Origin of the sequence: Actinomyces procaprae (assembly GCF_004798665.1) — a bacterium.
Taxonomy (GTDB): domain Bacteria; phylum Actinomycetota; class Actinomycetes; order Actinomycetales; family Actinomycetaceae; genus Actinomyces; species Actinomyces procaprae.
The window spans coordinates 2,722,072-2,744,332 of record NZ_CP039292.1; the positions used below are offsets into that span (position 1 = coordinate 2,722,072).

Here is a 22,261-nt window from a genome sequence, read left to right on the forward strand (position 1 = left end):
GCAAACCGGCGCCGCGTAACGTGACCCGCATGACGCGTCTGGGCAATCCCACCGGGCCGAAGCCCGGATTCACCCGCCAGGAGGTGGTGTCCGCCGCACTGGAGATCGGCGTCGACCGCTTCACACTCTCGGCTGTCGCCCAGCGACTGGGGGTGGGGACCTCGGCGCTGTACCGCACGATCAGCTCACGCGAGGACCTGCTGCGCGGCTGCCTGGAGCGGGTCGCGGCCGCCACCGACTTCTCCGACCTGGCCGGGTCCTGGCAGGGGGTGGCGCGCGCCTACGCCGAGCGCCTGTGGGAACTGCTGGAGGAGCACCCGGGACTGGCCGGCGTACTCGTCTCCACGTCCTGGGCCTACCAGTTCTTCGCCCGGCCCATAACACAGACACAGCGGGCGCTCACACGGGGCGGCCTGTCCCCCGACGACGCCGTCCTGGCCCTCGACTTCATCGCCGACACCGTCATCAGCGTGCACCTGCAGACCGAGGTCGCCCGCGCACCCGTCAGCGACACCCCGGGGATCCCGCAGCATGCCGGCAGCACCTTAGCCACCGACAGGGACGGCCCGTCGGCGCCAAGTGGTCTGGATGCGGCGCGCAGGCGCTTCGCCGAGGACGGGCGGGCCGCGCAGCTGCCCGCCGCGCTGGCCCCTTCCACCAGCTGGCTCGACCGCGGCTGGCTGGATCGCAAGCTCGAGGTCATCATTCACGGCATCGCCAGCGCTGCCGCACAGTCGGCGGGCGACGACGAACGGGCGCCCACTGGGCCGGACGACTAGCCGCGCCACCACTCAGTAATGGCTGACGACGGTGGTGCCGGTCTCGGCCCAGTCGTAGTACCAGTGGGCCTCCTCCTCCGGCAGGTTGATGCACCCGTGCGATCCGGCGTCGGCACCGACACCGAAGTGCTTGGCCCAGGGGGCGGAGTGGATGGCGTAGTTGCCGTGCCAGTAGGTGACCCAGGCGACGTCCTTCTGGCAGTATGACCAGCCGGCGCTGCAGCCCAGGTCCTGCTTCGCATAACTGAGGTACACCTCGTAGGTGCCGGTGATGGTCTCATTGCCGGGGCCGCCGTGGTTCATGAGGATCGGGCCGTGCACCTGCTCATAGCCCTCGTAGGCGGTGATGGTGGAGTCGGTGAGGTTGATGTCGATCCACTTCTCGCCGGCCTCGGCACTGTAGGCGAAGCGGTCAGTGCCGGCGGAGACGACTCGCTGCTCGGTCTGCGCCTCCACCTCCTGGGTGGCGAACTCACCGGTGTAGGCCTCGTGGGACTCCAGCGCGGACATGATCTCCGCGGCAACGGCGTCGCGGTTGGTGACCTCCAGTCCCGCCTGGGCCGGCCGGGCGGGCTCCAGCACGTTGCCTTCGGCGTCGACGTTGTCGATGGCGCTGACCGGATCGAACTCGATGGACTGCGCCGCCTGATCGACCCAGGCGGCCACGTTCTCCGCCAGCAGGGTCGGCTCGAGCTCGCCGTCGACGGCGGTGGTACCGACCCAGGCGGCGCGGGCGGCGGCGTCGGCCTCCACGGTCTGCCCCCCGCCGGCGAGTGTGACCTCGGGGGCGATGAGCTCATCGGCGGCGGCAGCAGCCTTCTCGGCGGCGGCGTCGGAGACGGCGGGGGCGACGTCGGTCACAGGCAGCTGGGCGCTCTGGGAGGTGAGACTCACGACGGCGGCCTCGACGACGGCGGTGAGGGACTCGACGTCCACTCCCCTGCCCGGGGTGCCGCCGACCGCCTCGAAGGAGCCGCCGTCGGCGGTCGGCTGAATGGATGCGTTGACCGCCGGGGTGCCGGACTGGGCGTCGATGCGCTCGGCGAGCGCGGCCACGGCCTCGGCGTCCACGAATGCGGCCGGCCGCACGTCGGCCCGGTCTGCGACACCCCCTGCTGCCGCCTCGGTGAGATCGACGCCGTCCACCAGTGCGTCCGCCACGGCCACCGCGTCGACGCGCCCGCCGGCCCGCTCCAACGTGGTCTCAATGGTCTGCCCGGCGATGGTGATGGAGACGGTGGTGCCGGCAGCGCGAGTGGCGACGACGTCGGTCACCTCCTGGCGGGTCATGCCGGCCACGCTCTGACCGCCGATGCTGGCTCCAGCGGGCGCGAGGTCCGCGGCGTAGGCGGCGCGGCCGGACAGGCCCGCGAGCGGGGCCGCCACAAGCAGCGCCAGCAGTAGCGCCAGCATCCGCCTGCGGGCACGCAGCGCGTTCGTAGCGTGCCTCGGCGTATGCGCAGCGTCATCACGTCGCCACTGCGGGAACCTCTTCTTCACCATACCTCCGGTAAAGGAAGTGTAACGGAACCTGACGGGGAGAAGATCACGATACAGCCGCCGTCCGCAACCGGCCACTCACTGGCGCTGTGGCACACGCCGCCAGACGGCGCCCCACCCGCCATTGTCCCGTTATCGGCGCTGACGTGACGCTCAGGTTCGGGCCGGGCCGGTCTACTACGCCGGTTGGGGCTTTACTACGCCGCAAGCGTACCCAACGGTGGACCGGCGTGGTAGAGCGTGCGGGAACACGTCCGGGACGGCCGGTACGGCCCTGGTACACGACGCCGCGCCGTGGCTTAGCGCAGAGCCACGGCGCGGTGGGTCGTTGGCAGCCCCGGGCTGCTCGCCGGGAGCCTCAGGCGGTGGCCTTCTGGCCCTTCCACAGGGCGTGGCCCAGGTCGCGGTTGAGCCGGGTGATGACCTCCAGCGGCACCGACTTGGGGCACACGGCCGCACACTCACCGATGTTGGTGCAGCCGCCGAAGCCCTCGGCGTCGTGCTGGTTGAGCATGTTGACCACGCGGGCGAGGCGCTCCGGCTGGCCCTGCGGCAGCAGGCCCAGGTGGGAGATCTTCGCGCCGGTGAACAGCATGGCGGAGGCGTTCGGGCAGGCGGCCACGCAGGCGCCGCAACCGATGCAGGCGGCGGCCTCGAAGGCGGCGTCGGCCTTGTCCTTCTGCACGGGCACGGAGTGCGCCTCCGGGGCGGCACCGGTGTTGACGGAGATGTAGCCGCCGGCCTGCACGATGCGGTCCAGGGCCGAGCGGTCCACGATCAGGTCCTTGAGCACCGGGAACCCGGTGGAGCGCCACGGCTCGATGGTGATGGTGGAACCGTCCTTGAAGGAGGGGTCCTCCGCCAGGTGACGCATGTGCAGCTGGCAGGTGGTGGAGCGGATCGGCCCGTGGGCCTGCCCGTTGATGACCACACCGCACTGGCCGCAGATGCCCTCGCGGCAGTCCGAGTCGAAGGCGACGGGCTCCTCGCCCTCGGCGAAGAGCTGCTCGTTGAGCAGGTCGAGGACCTCGAGGAAGCTCATGTGCTCCTCGATGCCGGTCATCGAGTACTCCTCGAAGTGACCCTCCGAGTCCTGGTTCTTCTGGCGCCAGATCTTCAGCTTGATGTTCACTTGTAACTCCGCTGCTTGAGCTCGATGTCCTTGTAGATGAGGTCCTCCTTGTGGAGGATCGGGGGCTGGTTCTCGCCGCCCCACTCCCAGGCGGCCACGTAGAGGAACTCGTCGTCGTGGCGCAGCGCCTCACCCTCGGGGGTCTGGGACTCGGCGCGGAAGTGGCCGCCGCAGGACTCGCGGCGGTGGAGGGCGTCGATGCACATCAGCTCGGCCAGCTCGAAGAAGTCGAGCAGGCGGCCCGCCTTCTCCAGTGCCTGGTTGAGTTCCATGGCCTCGCCGGTGATGCGGGCGTCCCGCCAGAACTCCTCCTTGAGGGCGCGGATCTGGCCGATGGCCTCCCGCAGTCCCTCCTCGCGGCGCTCCATGCCGCAGTACTCCCACATGATGCGACCCAGTGCCATGTGGAAGTCGTCCACGGAGCGGGTGCCGCGCAGCGCCATGAGCCGGTCGATACGGTCCTCGACGCTCTTGCGGGCCTCGGCGATCTCCGGGGCGTCCGGGTCGACCTTGCCCTCGCGCAGCATGTCCGCCAGGTAGTCGTTGAGAGTGTCCGGCAGTACGAAGTAACCGTCGGCCAGGCCCTGCATGAGGGCTGATGCCCCCAGGCGGTTGGCGCCGTGGTCGGAGAAGTTGGCCTCGCCGGCCACGTACAGGCCCGGGATGTTGGACTCCAGGTCGTAGTCGACCCACAGCCCGCCCATGGTGTAGTGCACGGCCGGGTAGATGCGCATGGGGACCTCGTAGGGGTCGTCGCCCGTGATGCGCTGGTACATCTCGAACAGGTTCCCGTAGCGGGCGGAGACGGCGTCCCGGCCGAGCCGGCCGATGGCCTCGGAGAAGTCCAGGTAGACGCCGCGCCGCATCATGCGCTCGTTGCCCTGCGCGTCGCGCTCCTTAATGGCGGGGCCGACGCCGCGGCCCTCGTCGCACATGTTCTTCGCCTGACGGGAGGCGATGTCGCGCGGCACCAGGTTGCCGAAGGCGGGGTAGATCCGCTCCAGGTAATAGTCGCGGTCCTCCTCGGGAATGTCACGCGGGTCCTTGTCGCAGTCCTCCGCCCGCTTGGGCACCCAGATACGGCCGTCGTTGCGCAGCGACTCACTCATCAGGGTCAGCTTGGACTGGAAGTCACCGGACTGCGGGATGCAGGTCGGGTGGATCTGCGTGTAGCAGGGGTTGGCGAAGTACGCGCCCTTGCGGTGCGCCCGCCAGATCGCGGTGGCGTTGCAGCCCATGGCGTTGGTGGACAGGAAGAACACGTTGCCGTAGCCGCCGGTGCACAGGACGACGGCGTCGGCCAGGTGGGTGGCGATCTCACCGGTGACCATGTCGCGGGTGACGATGCCGCGGGCGCGACCGTCGATCACGATCAGCTCGACCATCTCGTGGCGGCGGTACTCCTTGACGGTGCCGGCGCGGACCTGACGCTCCAGGGCCTGGTAGGCACCGATCAGCAGCTGCTGGCCGGTCTGGCCGCGCGCGTAGAAGGTGCGGGAGACCTGCACGCCACCGAAGGAGCGGTTGTCCAGCAGGCCGCCGTACTCGCGGGCGAAGGGGACGCCCTGGGCCACGCACTGGTCGATGATGGCCGCGCTGACCTCGGCCAGCCGGTAGACGTTGTCCTCCCGGGCGCGGTAGTCGCCGCCCTTGACGGTGTCGTAGAAGAGCCGGTAGACGGAGTCGCCGTCATTGCGGTAGTTCTTCGCGGCGTTGATACCGCCCTGGGCGGCGATGGAGTGGGCGCGGCGGGCGGAGTCCTGGTAGAAGAAGCACTTGACGTTGTAGCCCTGCTCCCCGAGCGACGCGGCGGCGGCACCGCCCGCCAGACCGGAGCCGACGACGATCACGTCGAGCTTGCGGCGGTTGGCGGGGTTGACCAGATTCGCGTTGAACTTGCGCTGCTCCCAGCGCTGCGCAATGGGGACGTCGTGCGGGGCCTTGGTGTCGGCGATCTTCTCGCCCTCGCGGTAAAGGCCGTCGATGAGTTCAGTCATCATTCACTCGCTCTCGCTCAGTGGGCAGCGCAGTGGGCGAACTGCTCGGAGGCCGAGCCGATCGCGTCGCAGAACTGGGGGTAGTAGTCGGCGGCGGCCATGGGGGCCTCGGTCCAGCCGAAGAAGATCGCCGTCGGAGGGGCCATGAACACGGCGAACAGGCCGAAGGCGACGATGAAGGCGATCAGGCGGATGAGGGGCACGGTGTTGCCGCGGGTGGCACCGAGGGTCTGCAGGGCGGACCAGACGCCGTGCCACACGTGCAGGCACAGGGCCACCAGGGCCACCAGGTAGATCAGGTACACCCACCACAGCTGGAAGCCGTAGTACATGTTGGCGTAGGCGCGGCCATGGACGTACTCCCCGCCGGGGGTCAACGACAGGGTGGTGAACTGCAGGATGTGCCAGATGATGAACAGCAGCAGGATGACACCGCCCCAGCGCATGGTGCGCATGGCGTAGCGGGAGGCGAAGTAGTCGGCACCGGGCTTCTTGACCTCGTACTTGTCGTTCCCACGGGCCTTGCGGTTGCGGTACCACAGGTGGAAGGCACTGCCGACGTGGGCCGCCAGTAGCGCCACCAGCACGAGGCGCAGGATCCACAGGAAGCCGCTGTAGGGCAGGAGCGGCTCGAGCAGGGTGCGCAGCCAGACCGCGTAGTGGTCGTAGGCGATCTCGCCCTGGAAGTAGTGGGTGTTCCCGTAGGCGTGGAACACGACGAACAGGATGAAGATGATGCCCGACCAGGCCATCAGACGCTTCATGAAGACCGTCGTCGTGTAGGCGGTCTTCTTCTTGGGGGGAGCAGACGTTTTCACCACAAGTGCAGTTTACGAACACCCCTCGGCCGATAGTCCCAAACCTCCGCCCCGTCCTCGGCAAGGATTAGCGCACCCTTGCCATGGTGCGGAAAAACGGGGACCTGCGCCAGCGCTCCACTTCAAGACGCCCCGTCGCAGCGGGCGCGGGGCCGCCCGTGGACGCCGCCATTTCGTCACGTCATTGTCAGACAAATATCAGAGTCTTCAGCCGCCCTTGCCACGCCGCCAGGGTCCCGCCCGGTTTCAGGACCCCGCCGCGGGTGCCCGCAGGCGCCGACGCATGACCACGGCATCCTCCACGGGGGCCAGGTAGTAGCGGCGACGCCGCCCGACCGGCACGAAGCCATGAGCCGCGTACAGGCGCCGGGCGCCCTCATTGGACGCGCGCACCTCCAGCAGGACGGCACGGCAGCCCACGTCCTCGGCGAGCTGCGCCAGGGCCTCCAGCAGGGCGGTGGCCACGCCCCGCCGACGGGCGGCGGGAACGGTGCCGATCGTGAGCAGGTCGGCATCGCCGCGGCCGTCCCCGTACCACAGGCCGGCATAGCCGACGATCGCGCTCCCGCCCGCAGCCGGATCGGCCGCCCCGCAGTCCGTCCCGGCGTCCGCGCCCGCCGCCGCGAGCAGCTCGGCGACCAGGTACCTCCGGTCCGCGCCGGGGCCGACGGCGCGGTCCAGCTCGGCGGCGAGCGTGGCCGGGCTCCAGGCCTCCGCGCCGAACAGCTCCGACTCCAGGCGGGATACCACCTCCAGGTCGGCGGGCGTCATGGTGCGCAGCCGCACCCCCGGCGGGGCCGAGCCCACGGCGGAGGGGGACGGGCTCACCGGGCGCGTCCCGTGGGCATCTGCACATCGGGACGCCGCAGGTACAGCGGCCGCGTGTCCAGCCCGGCCTCCCGCAGCACCTCCGGCCCCGCCTCGGGCAGCCGCCGCAGGCGGGCCAGGGCGAGGCGCACCTGGGCAGCCGCGTCACCGGACGCGGGCGCCAGCAGCTCACGGCCCGCCGCCAGCTCCGGGTACATGGCGGCGCCGGAGCCGGCCACGACGTCGGCGGCCGGCAGTGCGCCCGCATCCTCGCGTTCGCGCAGCGCGCCCGGGGCCATGACCTCGAAGCCGCCCAGGCGCTCCACGTCGTCTGCGCCCCGGGCGCGGTAGCGGGCGGCGTAGACCTCCTTGCGGCGCGCGTCGGTGGCGACCAGGACGGTGGCCGACTGCGCGCGGGCACGGTCCTGCCCGGCCAGCTCGTCGAGGGCGGCACGCGCGACGGCGTCGAGGCTGGGCACGCCGTACACGGGGATGCCGCGGGCCCGGCCGACGGTGCGGGCGGCCACCAGTCCGGCGCGCAGCCCGGTGAAGGGGGCGGGGCCGGTGGCGGCGACGACGGCGTCGAGCGGCGCCGCGGCCACCGCCGGGGCGGCGAGCGCGCCCGCCAGCATGGGGCCCAGGGACTCGGCGTGACGGCGGGGACTGTCCTGGCGCGCCGTCGTCAGGACGTCCAAGACGATGGGGGCCGACTCGCCGCCACCGGACCGTACGTCCGGGGCGGAGGCCACAAGCAGCTGGGTGCCCAGCGAGGAGTCGATGGAGAGGATGCGCACGGGGGCAAGCCTAGAGGAGCGGGAGACGGTCGTGGGTGGCGGTGCACGGGCCCGGCGGGCCACCGGCCGGGCCCGGTGCCTCAGCCCGCCAGCACGCCCAGGTCCACGCCGGCCCAGCGCGGACCGACGGCGGTGATGGTGACGGTGCGGCGACCGTCGTCGGCCTGCTCCAGGTCGGTAACCGCATCGGCCCCGGGGGCGGCGGGTGCGGCCAGTCCGCCGTGGGGGCGGGAGACGGTGATCTCCAGGCGGTCGGCCGAGAGCGCCTCGGCCTTGCCCTCGCCCCACTCCATGAGGGTTACCGAGTCGGCGACGGAGGAGTCCAGGTCGAGGGCGTCGAGCTCCTCCAGGGAGGAGATCCGGTAGGCGTCCACGTGAATGAGATCGGGCCCCGAGCCGGCCGCGGGGTGGACACGGGCGATGACGAAGGTCGGCGAGGAGACGCGCCCGCGCACTCCCATGGCCGCACCGATCCCCTGGCTGAGCGTGGTCTTGCCGGCGCCGAGCCCGCCGGTCAGCACCACCACGTCGCCGGCGCGCAGCAGGCCGGCCAGGCGTGCGCCCAGGGCGCGGGTGGCGTCGGCGGAGTCGGTGGGGACGCTGATCACTGCGGCCGGGCCTGCCGTGCCGGTGCGGCCGGCGCTCATGCCCGCGGCTCCTGCGCGTGCGGGGCGTGGATCCGGGCGGCGTCCCGGCCGGTGAACACGCGGGGAACGCGCTCGCCGAGCCGGGTGACGATCTCATAGTTGATGGTGGAGCACAGCTGGGCCCACTCGTCGGCGGTGGGGGTGACGGCGTCGTCGGGCGCGCCCCACAGCACGGCGGTGTCTCCGGCAGCTGCGGGCGGGGGCACCGGGGCCCCCTCGGGGGTGGTGGCCGGGCCGAGGTCGATGACCACCTGGTCCATGCAGACGCGGCCGACTATGGCGGAGCGCAGGCCGTTCACCGCGACCGGACCGCCGTTGGAGGCGGCACGGGGGATGCCGTCGCCGTAGCCGAGTGGGACCAGCCCCAGCCAGCGGTCGGTGGGGGCGCGCCAGGTACCCCCGTAGGAGACGGCCTGGCCGGCGGGAATGCGCTTGACCTGGGTCAGCGGGGCCTCCAGGCGCATGGCCGGCGTCAGGTCGAGGGTGGCGGAGGTGGCGACGGCGGGGTCCGGTGACAGCCCGTACAGGCCGATGCCGATACGCACCAGGTCCAGTCGGGTGTCGGGGTGCCACAGCAGGCCGGCGGTGGCGGCCAGGTGGCGCACGCGCGGGTTCAGGCCCGCCTCCGCGACGACCCGCTCGGCGGTCAGGAAGCGGGACAGGTGCTTCTCCGTGGAACCGCAGGCCGGCTCATCGGCGCGGGACAGGTGGCTCCACAACCCGACGACGGCGATCGCGCCCTCCTCCTGCGCGGCCTGCGCGGCGGCGGCCAGAGCGGGCAGGTCGGCGGGGACGGCGCCGCCGCGGGACATGCCGGTGTCGACCTTGAGGTGGATGCGGGCCGGGCCCGGTGCGGGACGGCCGTCGGCACGGTCACCCATTTCGGCGCGCGCCGCCGCCGCAATGGCGTCGAGCTGGGCAGGAGTGGACACGGACAGGTCGATGCCGGCCGCAAGTGCGCAGCGCAGCGGGGAGCCGGGGGCGGCCGCCTGCTCGGGCGCGAGCACCGGCAGGAGCCAGCTGAGCAGCCGGGGGCGCTCGGAGGTGGGGACGGAGTCGGGATTGCGGGAGGGGCGGGCGACGCCGGCGGCGTCGAGCAGGGCGCGCAGGTGCAGGGCCTCGGCGAGCTGGGCGACGCCGAGCCAGGTGGCGCCGGCCCGCAGGCAGGTGGTGGCCACCGGGCCGATGCCGTGGCCGTAGGCGTCGGCCTTGACCACCGCCATCCAGGGCACGCCGCCGACCGCGGCGAGCACGTGGGCGTTGTGGGCGACGGCGTCGAGGTCTATGACGGCGCGGGAGGTCGTCGCAGGAAGCGGAGTGCCGGTGGACGCGTTCACGATGGTGATTGTTCCACTCCGCGGCGCTCAGCGCCTGGTAGAGCTCACTCGGTGGTTTGTTCTAGGCCTCGGCCGGCGCACCAGAGCCGTTCCCAGGCGGCCGGAATCGCCTCGGTCAGGTCCAGCGCGGCAAGCGGATGCCCCGGGCGCGCAAGTGGCCTGCAGCCCCCAGGGGCGGGCGCCGAATCGGCGTTGACCAGGTCCGCGGCTCGCGCCGCCGCCAGCGCATGCAGCCGCACCCCCAGGGCCGCGCAGCGGGCCGCGGCTTCGGCCTGTGCGTCTTCGCCGCCGACGGCTTTGCCGTTGTCGGCATCGGCCCGGTCGGCCGCCAGCAGGGCACCGATGATCCCTGCCAGCACGTCCCCGCTGCCGGCGGTTGCCAGCCAGCCCGGGCCGGAACCGACCGACAGCAGCGTCCCGCCGGGGGAGGCGATCAGCGTCGGCGTGGTCTTCAGCAGCACCGTCGCGCCGGTCGCCTCGGCCAGGCGGCGGACCGCCGCGGCCGGGGCGGCCGCAACCGCCTCCCGCGCGGTCTGCTCCCCCAGCGCGGTCAGCAGGGCGGCGGCCTCGCCCGCGTGCGGAGTGAGCACCTGACCCGGTGTGCAGCGCAGGCCGGCGCCGATCCGTGCCGCCAACAGGGGCAGTGCCCCCGCGTCAATGACCGCAGCGACCGGCTCGCCGCCCTCGCCAAGCACCCGCCCCAACGCCGCATCGAGTTCGGCGGCGCGCGGAGCATCGGCCGGGTCGGTGCCGGGACCGATGACCAGTGCCTGACAGCGTCCGTCACCGGGTACGACCTCCGGCCGCCGGGCGAGCACCAGGTCAACCACCCGTGGCGGCGCCGCCACCCGCACCATGCCCGCGCCCGTGCGCACGGCCGCCGACGCGGCCAGGACCGCGGCCCCCGGGTAGGCCCGGCTGCCCGCCCACAGGCCCACCACGCCACGGGTGTACTTGTGGTCCTCGTCGCCGGGCACACGCAGCAGGCGTCCCAGTTCCGCATCCGTGGGCCGCCGTGCCGACGGCGCCGCCTCCGGAACCGGCAGCCCCAGGTCGATCACTTCCACACGTCCGCACCGGGTCGCCGCCGGGGGCAGCAGGTGCGCGCCCTTGGGGCAGGTGAAGGTGACGGTGCAATCGGCGGCCAGCACGGGGCCGGGCAGGGTGCCGTCGTCCACGCCGACGCCGGAGGGCAGGTCAACGGCCAGCACCCGGAAGGGGCGACACCCCACCTGCCCGGCGGCGCACAGCGGAGCGATGAGCCCAGCCGCGGCGGGACGCAGTCCACCGGTGGCGCCGATACCCGTCAAGCCGTCAATCACCAGGTCGGCGCCGTCGGCGCTCCCGCTGACGCCCCCGGCGGCTGCACGTGCCGCGCCCATTGGATCAGCGGCAAGACGCACACCGGCGGCCCGAGCGGCGTTGAGCGCGCCGGCGTGCAGGCGATCGGTGGTGGTGGCGGGCGCGGCAGTGACGGCGCAGCCGCGGCGGGCCAGCAGGGCGCCGGCCAGGAGGGCGTCGCCGCCGTTGTGCCCACCGCCCACAAGCAGCAGCACGCGCGCTCCGGGCACGGCGCCGCGCGCGCCGCGGAGCTCCTGCACTGCGACACGCGCCACGGCATGGGCCGCCGCATGCATGTAGCGGTCGGTTCCGGCGGTCAGTGGCGCCTCGGCCTCCGCTACGGCGCGTGCCGGATATGCGGTCGTGGCGGCCGGTGTGGGGGCGGTGGTTGGAGCGGCGGTGACATTCACCGTCCCATCATCGCCCCGTCGGCAACCCGCACGCCCCGGCCGCCCGCGCACTCACTCCACGGTGACGGACTTGGCCAGGTTGCGGGGCTGGTCGACGTCCAGCCCCTTGGCCTTGGCCAGGGCGGCGGCGAAGATCTGCAGGGGCACCACGGTCAGTAGCGGCCACATCAGGGTCGGGGCCGCCGGGATGCGGATGACGGTGTCGGCGAAGGGGGTGACCGCCTCGTCGCCCTCCTCGGCGATGACGATGGTGCGGGCGCCGCGGGCGCGCACCTCCTGGATGTTGGAGATGACCTTGTCGTGCAGGACGGGGCGGCGCGGGGTGGGGACGATGACGAACACGGGCAGCCCGTCCTCCACCAGGGCGATCGGGCCGTGCTTGAGCTCACCGGCGGCGAAGCCCTCGGCGTGGACGTAGGCGACCTCCTTGAGCTTCAGCGCCCCCTCCAGTGCCACCGGGTAGCCGACGTGGCGGCCCAGGAACAGGAAGGAGGTCTGGTCGGCCAGCTGGGCACCGAGCTCGCGGACCATGTCCTCCTGCTCGGCGAGCAGGCGCTCGATCTTGGCGGGCATCTGCCCCAGGTTCTCCAGGTAGTCGGCCACCTCGTCGGGCCACTTGTTGCCGCGCAGCTGCGCCAGGTACAGGCCCAGCAGGTAGCAGGCGGTGATCTGGGCGAGGAAGGCCTTGGTGGAGGCCACGGCCACCTCCGGGCCGGCGTGGGTGTACAGCACCGCGTCGGCCTCGCGAGCGATCGTGGACCCGTAGGTGTTGACGATGGCCAGGGCGCGGCTGCCCTGCTCGCGGGCGTGGCGTATCGCGTGAATGGTGTCCATGGTCTCCCCGGACTGGGAGATGGCCACGGTGAGGGTCTTCTCCGACACGATGGGATCCCGGTAGCGGAACTCGTGGGCGAGCTCGATCTCCACCGGGATGCGGCACCAGTGCTCGATGGCGTACTTGGCCACGTGCCCGGCGTAGGCGGCCGTCCCGCAGGCGACGACGATGATCTTGTCGATGCTGCGCAGGACGGAGGGGTCGATGCGCATCTCGTCCAGGACGAGCTCGCCGCGGTCGTTGACGCGTCCGAGCAGGGTGTCGGCAACGGCGGTGGGCTGGTCGTGGATCTCCTTGTCCATGAAGGTCTCGTACCCGCCCTTGACGGCGGCGGAGGCGTCCCAGGAGACCTCCCACTGGCGCGGGGCGACGACGTTGCCGGCGGCGTCCCACACGGTCACGGCGTCGGCGGTCAGCAGCAGCACCTGGTCGTCGTCGACCTCGGCGGCGTGAGTGGTGAAGGCGACGAAGGCGGCCACGTCCGAGCCGAGGAAGTTCTCGCCCTCACCCAGGCCGATCACCAGTGGGCTGGAGCGGCGGGCGGCGACGATCGCCCCGGGGGCGAGTTCGGTGACGGCCAGCAGCGCGAAGGTGCCCTCCAGCCGGGTGGTGACGGCGCGCATGGACTCCACCAGCAGTGCGGCGGCCCGCTGCGCGTCGGCGGCGTCCGGGCCCGCCTCGGCCAGCCGGGCGGTGAAGTCCAGGTCGAGCAGGTGGGCGACGACCTCGGTGTCGGTGGCGGACAGCAGGGTGCGGCCCGCATCCTCCACCTCGGCGCGCAGCGAGCGGAAGTTCTCAATGATCCCGTTGTGGACGACCGCCAGGGACCCGGCCCGGTGCGGGTGCGCGTTGGCGGTGGTGGGGCCGCCGTGGGTGGCCCAACGGGTGTGCCCGATGCCGGCGGTGGCAGGGGCGGGCTCGGCCTCATCCAGGGCTGCACGCAGGTTGTCCAGCTTGCCGGCGGCCTTGACGGTGGTGAGCCGCTCCGCGCCGTCGGGGCGCACCAGGGCGATCCCGGCGGAGTCGTAGCCGCGATACTCCAGGCGGGACAGGCCGTCCAGCAGCACCTCCAGGGAGCGGCCGGAGCCGGAGACTCCGGTGGGACTGGTTGAGTTCAGGGGGCCTACATGACCGACGATTCCACACATGGACCCGATCGAACCACCAACCCGCCCTTCGATTCAACGCGCGGGCCCGACGCGGCCCTGACTGGACTGAGAGGTGCACCGTCACAGCACCGGGGCGTGCCGATGAGGTGACTATGCGTCACACTGGTGCGGTGAACAGTCCCTTGTCCCCCGTGGCCCCGTCCGGAGCGGCTCCCTCTCCGTACATCGAGCTGCGCCGGGACCAGTGGCGCGCGCTCGCATCCTCCGCGCCGCTGCCGCTGACCCAGGCGGATGTTGAGAAGCTGCGGGGGCTGGGCGACCCGATCGACCTGCCCGAGGTGGACGTGGTCTACCGGCCGCTGACGGCGCTGTTGGAGCACTTCATCATCACTGCCCGCGAGCGCGCCCGCCGCACCTCCGCCTTCCTGGGGGTGGCTGAGCGGCCGACGCCGTTCGTGGTGGCCGTGGCCGGCTCGGTGGCGGTCGGCAAGTCGACGACGGCGCGGCTGCTCGCCCACCTGCTGGCCCGCTTCCCGGACACCCCCCGGGTGGATCTGGTCACCACCGATGGCTTCCTGCTGCCCAACGCCGTCCTGGAGGCGCGCGGCCTGACCGCCCGCAAGGGCTTCCCGGAGTCCTACGACCAGAAGGCGCTGCTGGAGTTCGTCACCGCGGTGAAGTCCGGGGCGCCGCGGGTGGAGGCGCCGGTGTACTCACACACCGTCTACGACATCGTGCCGGGCAGGAAGCTCGTGATTGAGCAGCCGGACGTGGTGGTGCTGGAGGGATTGAATGTGCTCCAGCCCGCCCCGCGGGTGCGCCACGCCCCCGGTGATGAGCGCACGGTGGCGTCGGCGCTGGCGGTGAGTGACTTCATCGACTTCTCCATCTATGTGGACGCCAACCCGGAGGACATCCGCCGCTGGTACCTGGACCGCTTCCTCACGCTCAAGCACACGGCCTTCAAGGACCCGAGCTCCTACTTCCGGCGCTACCAGGCCATCCCGGACGACATCGCGCTGGCGGCGGCGAACGAGGTGTGGGAGAGCGTGAACCTGGTGAATCTGCGGGAGAACATCGCCCCCACACGCGGGCGGGCCACCCTGGTGCTGCACAAGGACGCCGACCATCACATGAGCCGGGTGCTGCTGCGCAAGGCCTGAGTTCCGCCGATGGTGAGGTAGGCGACCCGCCGGTCGTTGGCGCGGCGCTCCTGTTCGATCGCATCATCGGGGGCCGGACGGTAGGAGCCGTCGTCGTGGGTGACTGCCCGAGCCAGGCCCCAATCCCAGATGGTTTGCGCCATCGTCGCAGCGGCCAGCAGGGCCCGATCCTCGTTCCGGGACCAACGCAGCGTGCCGGGCACATGCAGCACCGCCCCGGAGGGGGCGAGCAGCCAGGCGGATGCCTCGGTGAACCAGAGGCGGCGCCAGCTTCGCACGAAGAGGTAGGAGCGTGACGGCGGCCAGGCCACCCGGCGGGTTCGCCGCCCAGCCAGAACCAGGCCCGACCGGGAGAGGATCGTGCGTTCCCGAAGAATCCGGTGCAGGCCGGCACTGAGGCCGCCGACGGCCACCACCAGCAGTACCCAAAGGCCTACGGACCCACGCGCCGTCCCATCCTCCGGGAGCACTCCGGCAAAGACCTGTGGGGTCCGCTCCGGGCCGAGCACGGCCAGCAGCGCCACCGCGCATAGGACCACCAAGAGGATGACATTGGGGATGAGCCCGTGCCAGTTCGGCCGCTCCTTGAGGATCAGGGGCTCGTGGGCCAGCAGTGCCTGGTCGACGGGCAGGGCGCGCGGCGCGGCTCCCGGTGGAGGTATGCCCTGCACGAGCCGGGGATCCGCGCCCTGCCGGGCGGGCGGGACGGGCATCGCCTCGCGGGCGTAGCCGCGGTCCAGCGCCCACGCCCAGATCCCGTCGACCTCGGCCTCGAGCCGCAAGCGCAGATCCTTGGCCTCCCTGGAGGACAGGCGTGGAGCGGACAGTCGCACCCGGTGGCCCGCGGCTCCCACCTCGATCAGGGCCACCGGGCCGCCATTGCCACCACCGGTCACGACGACCATGAATCCAGCACGAGAATCCGGCCAGGGCAGGTGAACCGTCCGCAACAGGCCGCGGGAGTGAATGCCGCGGGCGTCGAACACGGTGCGGCGCCGCAGCATCGCAATGCCGAGGATCAGCACCAGAGTCCCGGCCGCGCACAGGGGCGCGGCGACCTCCAGCTCGGGATCGAGGACATACAGCATGCAGCCGAAGTACAGCAGCATCGGACCGCCGAGCAGGAAGGCGAAGCCGGCGATCCTGCTGGAGGCATCCTGCCGACGCGTCAGGGACTCCGGCCCCTGGAACGACGCCGGGGTGGTCGCCTGTACGCCGTAGGACACGGCACCGCGGCCGAAGCCCCCCTGGGGTTCCTGCGGAGGAATGGTCATCGAGTCTCCTGGGGGTGCGCATGCAGGTACTCGATGCGCTGGGCGGTGGCGACGCGTTGCTGCTCCACCTCGGCGTCAGCGGCGGGGCGGTAGACGCCGTCGTCACGGGCGACGCCGCGGGCGTACCCCCACTGCCATATGGACTGTGCGGCCGTCGCCGCCGGCAGCAGGGCGCGGCGATCGTGCTTGGAGCGCCACGTCAGTCCGGGCACGGCCAGCGCCGTTGTGTCGGGGGCGAGTACGCACACCGTGGCCATGGTCCGGCCCGAGATTCTACGGGATTGGACGAATACGCACGTGCGCGACGGCGGCCATGCCAGGTGCTGCGCGCCCCGCGCCCCCGTCCACTCCAGCCCGTCCCGCGATACCGTCAACCGCGAGCGCAGTCTGAGGCACTCGCCGATCAGCAGGGCGGCCCCGACGCCGAGTTGGACGCACGCGAGCACAATGACGATCGATTCGGCGTCGTCTAAGGCCAGCTCATCCACGGCTTGCAGTGCGCGCACCAGCATGAGTCCGCCCACCAGCATGAAGCCGATCGACGCGGTTATGCACGCCGCCGTTCTTCCGTCCGGGCGCTGCCTGAACACCAGGGGCTCGCGGGCCAGTAGCCCCTGGTCGGCGGGCGGGCCGGCGTACGCCGACGTCCGCGCGCCCGGCCCGCTCCGCCCGGGCGCGTACCCGCCCTGGTTCCACTCCCGCACGTAGCCGCGGCCCAGCGCCCACGCCCAGATCTCATCCAGGTCCGCTTCCAGGCGCGCACGCAGTACCTGCTCCTCCCGCGCGGGTGCGGACAGGATGCGCGGCATCGCCAGTGTCGTGCTTCGCCCCGGCGTCAGTACGCGGACAGGATGCGCGGCATCGCCAGTGTCGTGCTTCGCCCCGGCGTCAGTACGTGGACTGTGAGAGTCACCTCCCGCCGTCGTCTTGTGGAGCGCCCGTCTGCGCCCCGGTCACGGCTGTGCCTACCCACGTCCACGACGAAGGCGGTGCGTGTGTCCGGCCAGGGCAGGTCCACGCGCCGGATCAGGCCGCGGGAGTGAATGCCGTCGGCGTCGAAGACCGTGCGCCACGCCACCATGGTCAGGCCCCAGCAGATCAGCAGCAGCGCCATGCCGGCTACGCCCCCGAGCCAGATGGACCGCATCGGCTCGTCTGCCTCCAGGTCCGTCCGGATGCCGGCCACGGCTACCGCGACACCCGCCAGGGCGATGAGCGCACCACCGACGTACGTCCTCGCATCCGGCCGACGGACCAGGGACTCGGACGAGCCCGTCGAGGCGGCACCCGGGGATACTGAGAGTCCCCCTTGCGGGTCAGGCGTGAGACCGTAGGGGGATGCCGGCATGGCAGCTCCTTAGAACAGCTGGTGGGCGCGAGGACGGTTTCAGGGCGGCACTGGCACACGCCACCGTATCCATCTCGTGACCTCGAGCTTAGCAGAGCCGCCGGGAGGCCATGCCCCCTGACGTCGTCCCCGGGGCCTGCACAACCGCCTAGCCCGCGCGGGATGCGTCGTAGGCCTCGCGGGCGGCGAGCACGTCGTCCATGTGCCCGACGGCCCACTTCTCCAGGGCGTCCATGACGTCGGCAAGGTCCCGCCCCAGCGCAGTCAACTCGTAGGTGACCCGCGGCGGGGTCTCGGTGTAGTACTCGCGCCTGACCAGGCCATCGCGCTCCAGGGTGCGCAGCGTCTGGGTGAGCATCTTGGTGGAGATGCCGTCCACACGCCGGGATACCTCGGTGAAGCGCAGCGGCCCCTCATACAGGGCGCCGATGACCAGCACGCTCCACAGTTCACCGAGCTCGCGCAACAGGCGCCGCGAGGGGCAGGACCGGCTGTAGGGGTTGTAGACCTGCTCGCCCTCATCACCTGCCGCACGCATGCGCCGCTCCTCCTTCAGCCCCGTCAGAACCCGGCCGCTGGGATTCTACCGGCCCCCGAGAATGGTCAGCGTACGGGAACGCGCCCGCCGTCCTGAGTAAGGGACGGCGGGCGCGGGCGTCACACGGTGGGCTGCCCGGCAGACAGGCTCACTTGACGACGGCGAAGCCTCCGGTCCAGGCGACCTGCTCACTCAGGGCCAGGCCGATCTGGAGCGCACCCATGGCCTCCAGCTCACGCGCCCGCTTGAGCGCTCCGGCGTCCACGTAGGCCAGGCCGGCCGCCTCCACAAGAGCGCGCAGGGTCGCCTTGGCGTCCTCGCTGTCCGCGGCGGCATAGACGGTGACCGGCTTACCGGCGATGGCGCCGGAGGCGAGGGTCGCGGCGAAGTTCGTGTTGAAGGCCTTGACGACCTGCGCTCCGGGCAGGCGCTCGGCGAGCTCCGCGGCAGCGGAGGAGCCGGGGGCGACGACGGAGTCTAGCGTGCCGAAGTCGATGGGGTTTGAGGGGTCGACGACGATCTTCTCGGCGAAGGCGTCCGCGGGGTAGGCGGACAGCACCTCGGCGAGGGCCGGGTAGGGCAGGGCCAGGACGACCAGGCCGCCGGTGACGGCGTCGCCGACGGTTCCGGCGGTGGCGCCATCGGCCGCCGCCGCGGCCTTCGCCGCGTCGCGGGCAAGCACCTGGACGGAGGCGCCGGCCTTGACGGCGAGCTGGGCGACGGCGGAGCCGATGGCACCGGCCCCGAAGACGGTAACGGACGGGAGGGATGCAGCAGCCACGATGTTCTCCTTACTGCGTGCGGCGGTTCCGACAGGAACACTCTCTCTCGGTTACTCACTTTCTGCAAGAGAGCGTTTCGGTGAGGCGAGCCACATCCGCACCGGCGCGGGCGACTCGCCCACGCCCCCCTTGCACCGCCCCGATTCCTGCCGCGGTGAGACACCGCGTGACACCCACCCCGAGGCGTTCTACTGTTACGCGAGTCACCCCGCGTGCCCACCCTTCCCGCAACGCGCCCCCGCGCGCCCGGGCTTCGGGCGCGCCCGCTGAAAGGAGCTTCTGTGCGTCTTGGAATCCCCTGTCAGCCTCCGGACCGCTCCCTGGCCGCGGCCACCCCGCAGACCGTGGAGCGGCTGATCCGCCTGGGCTACGACGTCGTCGTCCAGCGCGGAGCCGGAGCGCCGGCCCGCTTCCCCGACTCCGCCTACGAGCAGGCCGGCGCCCACCTCGCCGACCGCGCGCAGACCTGGGCCTGCAACATCGTCGTCACCGCCTATGCCCCCGACGACGCCGAGCTCGACCTCATGCACCCCGGCGCCACCCTCATCGGTCGGCTCGACCCGGCCCGCCACCCCGACTTCGTGCACAAGCTCCAGGACCGCTCCCTGACCGCACTGGCGATCGACACGGTGCCGCGCATCTCCCGCGCGCAGAGCATGGACGTGCTCTCCTCCCAGGCGAACCTGGCGGGCTACCGGGCCGTCATCGAGGCAGCCGCGCACTTCGGACGCCTCCTGAACGGCCAGGTGACCGCCGCAGGCAAGTTCCCGCCCGCCTCGGTGTACGTGATCGGCGCGGGCGTGGCCGGCCTGGCGGCAATCGGCACCGCCTACTCCCTGGGGGCGGTCGTCAAGGGCACCGACGTGCGCCCGGAGGTGGCCGACCAGGTCAAGTCCGTGGGCGCCGAGTTCGTGCCCGTGCCCACCGCCCAGGAGGTCTCCGCCGACGGCTACGCCAAGGAGATGTCCACCGACCAGGCCGCCCTGGCCAACGCCCTTTACGCCGAGCAGGCGGCCGCCGCGGACATCGTGATCACGACCGCGAACATTCCCGGCCGGCGCGCCCCGCTGCTGCTGGACCGCGCCGCTGTGGAGGCCATGCGACCCGGCTCGGTGATCGTGGACATGGCCGCCGCCAACGGCGGCAACACCGAGCTGACCGTGCCCGGCGAGGTGGTCACCACCGACGGCGGAGTGACCATCGTCGGATACACGGACCTGGCCGAGCGCCTGCCCGCCCAGGCCTCACAGCTGTACGGCCGCAACATCCTCAACCTGCTGACCCTGCTCACGCCGGACAAGGACGGCGAACTCGCCCTGGACCTGGAGGACCAGGTAGTGCGGGCCATCACCGTGTGCCAGGCCGGCGAGCTGCTGTGGCCGCCGCCGCCCGTGGCGGTCTCCGCCGCCCCCAAGTCCCCCGCTACCGGGCCGGCCCCGGAGCGCTCCGCCGCAGACGTGCAGGCCGACGCCGCAGCGCAGGCCGCCGCCCAGGCCCGCTCGCGCCGCCGGATGATGATCGGGGTCGCGGTTGCCGCCATCGCCGCCGCGGCGCTGGTGCTGGTCACGCCCGCGGCCGCCACCAGCCACTACATCGTGCTGGCCCTGGCGATCATCCTGGGCTTCCATGTGATCTCCAACGTGACCCCGGCCCTGCACACCCCACTGATGTCCGTGACGAACGCAATCTCCGGCATCATCCTGCTAGGGGCGATCTCGCAGGTCGGCAACGCCAACCCGGCGATCAGCGCAGTGGCCTTCGTCGCGATCATGCTCGCATCCATCAACGTCTTCGGCGGCTTCGCGGTCACGCACCGCATGCTCGCCATGTTCAGGAAGGAGTGAGCGGATGTTCAACACGGCAGCCCTCAGCCTGACCGCGGTGCTTCCCGCCGCCGCCCAACCCGTTGACCTCGCCCTGCCCTCGCCCGTGGCCCTGGCCTACATCGCGGCTGCGGTGCTGTTCATCCTCGCCGCCGCCGGGCTGTCCCGGCATGAGACGGCGGTGGCCGGGAACGTTGCCGGCGCCGTCGGCATGGGGGTGGCGGTTGCAGCAGCCATAGGCCTGGCCCTTACCTCCGACCCCGGTCAGGGAGTAGTAACCACGGCGGCACTCATCGCACTTGCGCTGGGCATCGGCGCCGTGATCGGCATGGTGCTGGCGGGCAAGGTCGCCATGACGGGGATGCCCCAGCTGATCGCCGTGCTCAACGGCCTGGTGGGGCTGGCCGCCGTGCTGGTGGGCTACAGCTCCTACTCCTCCCCCGACGCGCTGGCCGAGTCGCTGGGCGGATTCCACCTCGGTGAGGTCTTCCTGGGCGTGTTCGTGGGCGCGGTGACCTTCACCGGATCGGTGCTGGCCGCCCTGAAACTGGCCGGTCGCGTCCCGGGCCGCCCGATCACCCTGCCGGGGCGCAACAAGCTCAACCTTGCCGCCCTGCTGGTCAGTCTCGCGCTCATGGTCGCCTTCATCATGCTGCCGGCGGGCGGGGCGGCGGCCTGGGTGTGCCTGGCGGTAATGACCGTCATCGCCCTGGCCCTGGGCGTGCACCTGGTGGTGGCCATCGGCGGCGGCGACATGCCCGTGGTGGTCGCCATCATGAACTCCTACTCCGGATGGGCGTCGGCCTTCACCGGCTTCATGGTCAACAACGACCTGCTGATCATCACCGGCGCCCTGGTGGGCTCCTCCGGCGCCTACCTGTCCTACCTGATGTGCCAGGCGATGAACCGTTCCTTCGTCGCCGTGCTGCTGGGCGGCTACGGCACCGAGGGCGCGGTGGTCGCCCCCGGGGAGGACCAGGAGGGCACAATCCAGCAGACAGATGTGGGTGCCGTGGCCCACGCGCTGCAGGAGGCCAAGCGAGTGGTCATCACACCCGGTTACGGCATGGCCGTGGCCCAGGCGCAGTACCCCGTCGCCACGCTCACCGAGATGCTGCGCGGGGAGGGCGTGGACGTCACCTTCGGCATCCACCCCGTGGCCGGCCGCCTGCCTGGGCACATGAACGTGCTCCTGGCCGAGGCCAAGGTCCCCTATGACCTCGTGCTGGAGATGGACGAGGTGAACGACGACTTCTCCGACGTCGACATCGTCCTGGTCATCGGTGCGAACGACACGGTCAACCCGGCCGCGGAGGAGCCCGGCTCCCCCATTGCCGGCATGCCGGTGCTGCGAGTGTGGGACGCCCGGCGCGTGGTGGTCTTCAAGCGCTCCATGGCCTCCGGCTACGCCGGGGTGCAGAACCCGCTGTTCTTCAAGGACAACACCTCCATGCTCTTCGGCGACGCGAAGGAGACCGTGGAGGCGGTCATCCGCGCCATGGAGTGAGCACGTCGGGGGCGCAGAGTGAGTGGACCGCTGTGCCCCCGTTGGACCGCTGTGCCCCCGTTGGACCCCTCTGCCCCCGTTGGACCCCTCTGCCCCCGTTGGACCCCTCTGCCCCCGTTGGACCCCTCTGCCCCCGTTGGACCCCTCTGCCCCCGTTGGACCGCCGTAGCCGCTGGTTACAGCGGTCCAACCGCGCGTGAGCGGTCCAACGGGGCGTGAGCGGTCCAACGGGGCGTGAGCGGTCCAACCAGGGCGGCGTAAGACCCCGCCCACCCCTCGGCTGCCGGCAACCAGGCCCCCGGCGCCACGGGAACAGCCCC

At 71.8% G+C, this 22,261-nt stretch carries 19 protein-coding genes; 4 read left to right on the forward strand and 15 right to left on the reverse strand.

From position 1 onward, the window contains the following. The first annotated feature begins 29 nt into the window (after window positions 1–29). A complete protein-coding gene (locus E4J16_RS11115) occupies window positions 30–779 on the forward strand; it encodes a TetR/AcrR family transcriptional regulator (RefSeq protein ID WP_136314026.1) in 750 nt (249 codons plus the stop codon). A 12-nt stretch (window positions 780–791) separates the two neighbouring features. Here the strand turns inward: E4J16_RS11115 and E4J16_RS11120 are convergent, their stop codons facing one another. The 10 genes from E4J16_RS11120 to glmS form a co-directional block, all read right to left on the reverse strand. Further along, window positions 792–2,282, reverse strand: a complete 1,491-nt coding sequence (locus E4J16_RS11120; RefSeq protein ID WP_136314027.1) for a L,D-transpeptidase family protein — start codon at window positions 2,280–2,282, stop codon at window positions 792–794. 355 nt (window positions 2,283–2,637) lie between these two features. After that, window positions 2,638–3,411: a succinate dehydrogenase/fumarate reductase iron-sulfur subunit gene (locus E4J16_RS11125; protein WP_136193677.1), complete on the reverse strand. Its 774-nt coding sequence runs from the start codon at window positions 3,409–3,411 to the stop codon at window positions 2,638–2,640. Beyond that, on the reverse strand, window positions 3,408–5,408 hold the full coding sequence (locus E4J16_RS11130; RefSeq protein WP_136314682.1) for a fumarate reductase/succinate dehydrogenase flavoprotein subunit: 2,001 nt from the start codon (window positions 5,406–5,408) through the stop codon (window positions 3,408–3,410). The genes E4J16_RS11125 and E4J16_RS11130 overlap by 4 nt, the downstream gene beginning before the upstream one ends. A 17-nt stretch (window positions 5,409–5,425) precedes the next feature. Then, window positions 5,426–6,172 (reverse strand): succinate dehydrogenase cytochrome b subunit, encoded by a 747-nt coding sequence (locus E4J16_RS11135; RefSeq protein ID WP_204520041.1) that lies wholly within the window; start codon window positions 6,170–6,172, stop codon window positions 5,426–5,428. 300 nt (window positions 6,173–6,472) lie between these two features. Beyond that, the gene (locus E4J16_RS11140; RefSeq protein WP_338028852.1) at window positions 6,473–7,054 is read right to left on the reverse strand and encodes a GNAT family N-acetyltransferase; all 582 of its coding nucleotides are present in this window, start codon (window positions 7,052–7,054) and stop codon (window positions 6,473–6,475) included. Continuing rightward, on the reverse strand, window positions 7,051–7,827 hold the full coding sequence (gene tsaB / locus E4J16_RS11145; protein ID WP_136314029.1) for a tRNA (adenosine(37)-N6)-threonylcarbamoyltransferase complex dimerization subunit type 1 TsaB: 777 nt from the start codon (window positions 7,825–7,827) through the stop codon (window positions 7,051–7,053). The genes E4J16_RS11140 and tsaB overlap by 4 nt, the downstream gene beginning before the upstream one ends. Before the next feature lie 80 nt (window positions 7,828–7,907). Continuing rightward, window positions 7,908–8,474 (reverse strand): tRNA (adenosine(37)-N6)-threonylcarbamoyltransferase complex ATPase subunit type 1 TsaE, encoded by a 567-nt coding sequence (tsaE, locus tag E4J16_RS11150; RefSeq protein WP_136314030.1) that lies wholly within the window; start codon window positions 8,472–8,474, stop codon window positions 7,908–7,910. Then, a complete protein-coding gene (gene alr, locus E4J16_RS11155) occupies window positions 8,471–9,820 on the reverse strand; it encodes an alanine racemase (RefSeq protein ID WP_136314031.1) in 1,350 nt (449 codons plus the stop codon). Before alr ends, tsaE begins: the two co-directional genes overlap by 4 nt. Before the next feature lie 35 nt (window positions 9,821–9,855). Further along, complete coding sequence (locus E4J16_RS11160; RefSeq protein WP_240038124.1) at window positions 9,856–11,562, reverse strand: bifunctional ADP-dependent NAD(P)H-hydrate dehydratase/NAD(P)H-hydrate epimerase; 1,707 nt, start codon at window positions 11,560–11,562, stop codon at window positions 9,856–9,858. A gap of 51 nt (window positions 11,563–11,613) precedes the next feature. Continuing rightward, window positions 11,614–13,545, reverse strand: a complete 1,932-nt coding sequence (gene glmS, locus E4J16_RS11165; RefSeq protein ID WP_136193671.1) for a glutamine--fructose-6-phosphate transaminase (isomerizing) — start codon at window positions 13,543–13,545, stop codon at window positions 11,614–11,616. Between the two features lie 113 nt (window positions 13,546–13,658). On the opposite strand from glmS, the gene coaA reads away from it, so the two are divergent. Next, a complete protein-coding gene (gene coaA / locus E4J16_RS11170; RefSeq protein ID WP_136314032.1) occupies window positions 13,659–14,669 on the forward strand; it encodes a type I pantothenate kinase in 1,011 nt (336 codons plus the stop codon). Here the strand turns inward: coaA and E4J16_RS11175 are convergent. The 5 genes from E4J16_RS11175 to E4J16_RS11195 form a co-directional block, all read right to left on the reverse strand. Continuing rightward, the gene (locus E4J16_RS11175) at window positions 14,636–15,943 is read right to left on the reverse strand and encodes a hypothetical protein (RefSeq protein ID WP_136314033.1); all 1,308 of its coding nucleotides are present in this window, start codon (window positions 15,941–15,943) and stop codon (window positions 14,636–14,638) included. The two genes, coaA and E4J16_RS11175, sit on opposite strands and share 34 nt — an antisense overlap. Beyond that, on the reverse strand, window positions 15,940–16,752 hold the full coding sequence (locus E4J16_RS11180) for a hypothetical protein (RefSeq protein ID WP_136314034.1): 813 nt from the start codon (window positions 16,750–16,752) through the stop codon (window positions 15,940–15,942). Before E4J16_RS11180 ends, E4J16_RS11175 begins: the two co-directional genes overlap by 4 nt. Before the next feature lie 26 nt (window positions 16,753–16,778). Continuing rightward, window positions 16,779–17,291 carry a hypothetical protein gene (locus E4J16_RS11185; RefSeq protein ID WP_136314035.1) on the reverse strand — a complete coding sequence of 171 codons (513 nt, stop codon included), beginning with the start codon at window positions 17,289–17,291 and terminating at the stop codon, window positions 16,779–16,781. A gap of 148 nt (window positions 17,292–17,439) precedes the next feature. Continuing rightward, the gene (locus E4J16_RS11190) at window positions 17,440–17,829 is read right to left on the reverse strand and encodes a winged helix-turn-helix transcriptional regulator (protein ID WP_136193667.1); all 390 of its coding nucleotides are present in this window, start codon (window positions 17,827–17,829) and stop codon (window positions 17,440–17,442) included. A gap of 148 nt (window positions 17,830–17,977) precedes the next feature. Continuing rightward, on the reverse strand, window positions 17,978–18,610 hold the full coding sequence (locus E4J16_RS11195; RefSeq protein WP_136314036.1) for an NADPH-dependent F420 reductase: 633 nt from the start codon (window positions 18,608–18,610) through the stop codon (window positions 17,978–17,980). A gap of 282 nt (window positions 18,611–18,892) precedes the next feature. On the opposite strand from E4J16_RS11195, the gene E4J16_RS11200 reads away from it, so the two are divergent. Both E4J16_RS11200 and E4J16_RS11205 read left to right on the forward strand, forming a co-directional pair. Next, complete coding sequence (locus tag E4J16_RS11200; RefSeq protein ID WP_136314037.1) at window positions 18,893–20,455, forward strand: Re/Si-specific NAD(P)(+) transhydrogenase subunit alpha; 1,563 nt, start codon at window positions 18,893–18,895, stop codon at window positions 20,453–20,455. Window positions 20,456–20,459: 4 nt separating this feature from the next. Continuing rightward, a complete protein-coding gene (locus E4J16_RS11205; RefSeq protein WP_136314038.1) occupies window positions 20,460–21,941 on the forward strand; it encodes an NAD(P)(+) transhydrogenase (Re/Si-specific) subunit beta in 1,482 nt (493 codons plus the stop codon). The last annotated feature ends 320 nt before the right edge of the window (window positions 21,942–22,261 follow it).

What these genes read in the sequence shown, in the direction of transcription:
- glmS (WP_136193671.1), bottom strand. Translation starts at nt 13,545, where the DNA reads ATGTGTGGAATCGTCGGTCATGTAGGCCCCCTGAACTCAACCAGTCCC.
- E4J16_RS11115 (WP_136314026.1), top strand. Translation starts at nt 30, where the DNA reads ATGACGCGTCTGGGCAATCCCACCGGGCCGAAGCCCGGATTCACCCGC.
- E4J16_RS11185 (WP_136314035.1), bottom strand. Translation starts at nt 17,291, where the DNA reads ATGCCGGCATCCCCCTACGGTCTCACGCCTGACCCGCAAGGGGGACTC.
- E4J16_RS11190 (WP_136193667.1), bottom strand. Translation starts at nt 17,829, where the DNA reads ATGCGTGCGGCAGGTGATGAGGGCGAGCAGGTCTACAACCCCTACAGC.
- E4J16_RS11120 (WP_136314027.1), bottom strand. Translation starts at nt 2,282, where the DNA reads ATGGTGAAGAAGAGGTTCCCGCAGTGGCGACGTGATGACGCTGCGCAT.
- E4J16_RS11130 (WP_136314682.1), bottom strand. Translation starts at nt 5,408, where the DNA reads ATGACTGAACTCATCGACGGCCTTTACCGCGAGGGCGAGAAGATCGCC.
- coaA (WP_136314032.1), top strand. Translation starts at nt 13,659, where the DNA reads ATGCGTCACACTGGTGCGGTGAACAGTCCCTTGTCCCCCGTGGCCCCG.
- E4J16_RS11205 (WP_136314038.1), top strand. Translation starts at nt 20,460, where the DNA reads ATGTTCAACACGGCAGCCCTCAGCCTGACCGCGGTGCTTCCCGCCGCC.
- E4J16_RS11175 (WP_136314033.1), bottom strand. Translation starts at nt 15,943, where the DNA reads ATGACCATTCCTCCGCAGGAACCCCAGGGGGGCTTCGGCCGCGGTGCC.
- E4J16_RS11180 (WP_136314034.1), bottom strand. Translation starts at nt 16,752, where the DNA reads ATGCCGCGCATCCTGTCCGCACCCGCGCGGGAGGAGCAGGTACTGCGT.
- E4J16_RS11135 (WP_204520041.1), bottom strand. Translation starts at nt 6,172, where the DNA reads ATGAAGCGTCTGATGGCCTGGTCGGGCATCATCTTCATCCTGTTCGTC.
- tsaE (WP_136314030.1), bottom strand. Translation starts at nt 8,474, where the DNA reads ATGAGCGCCGGCCGCACCGGCACGGCAGGCCCGGCCGCAGTGATCAGC.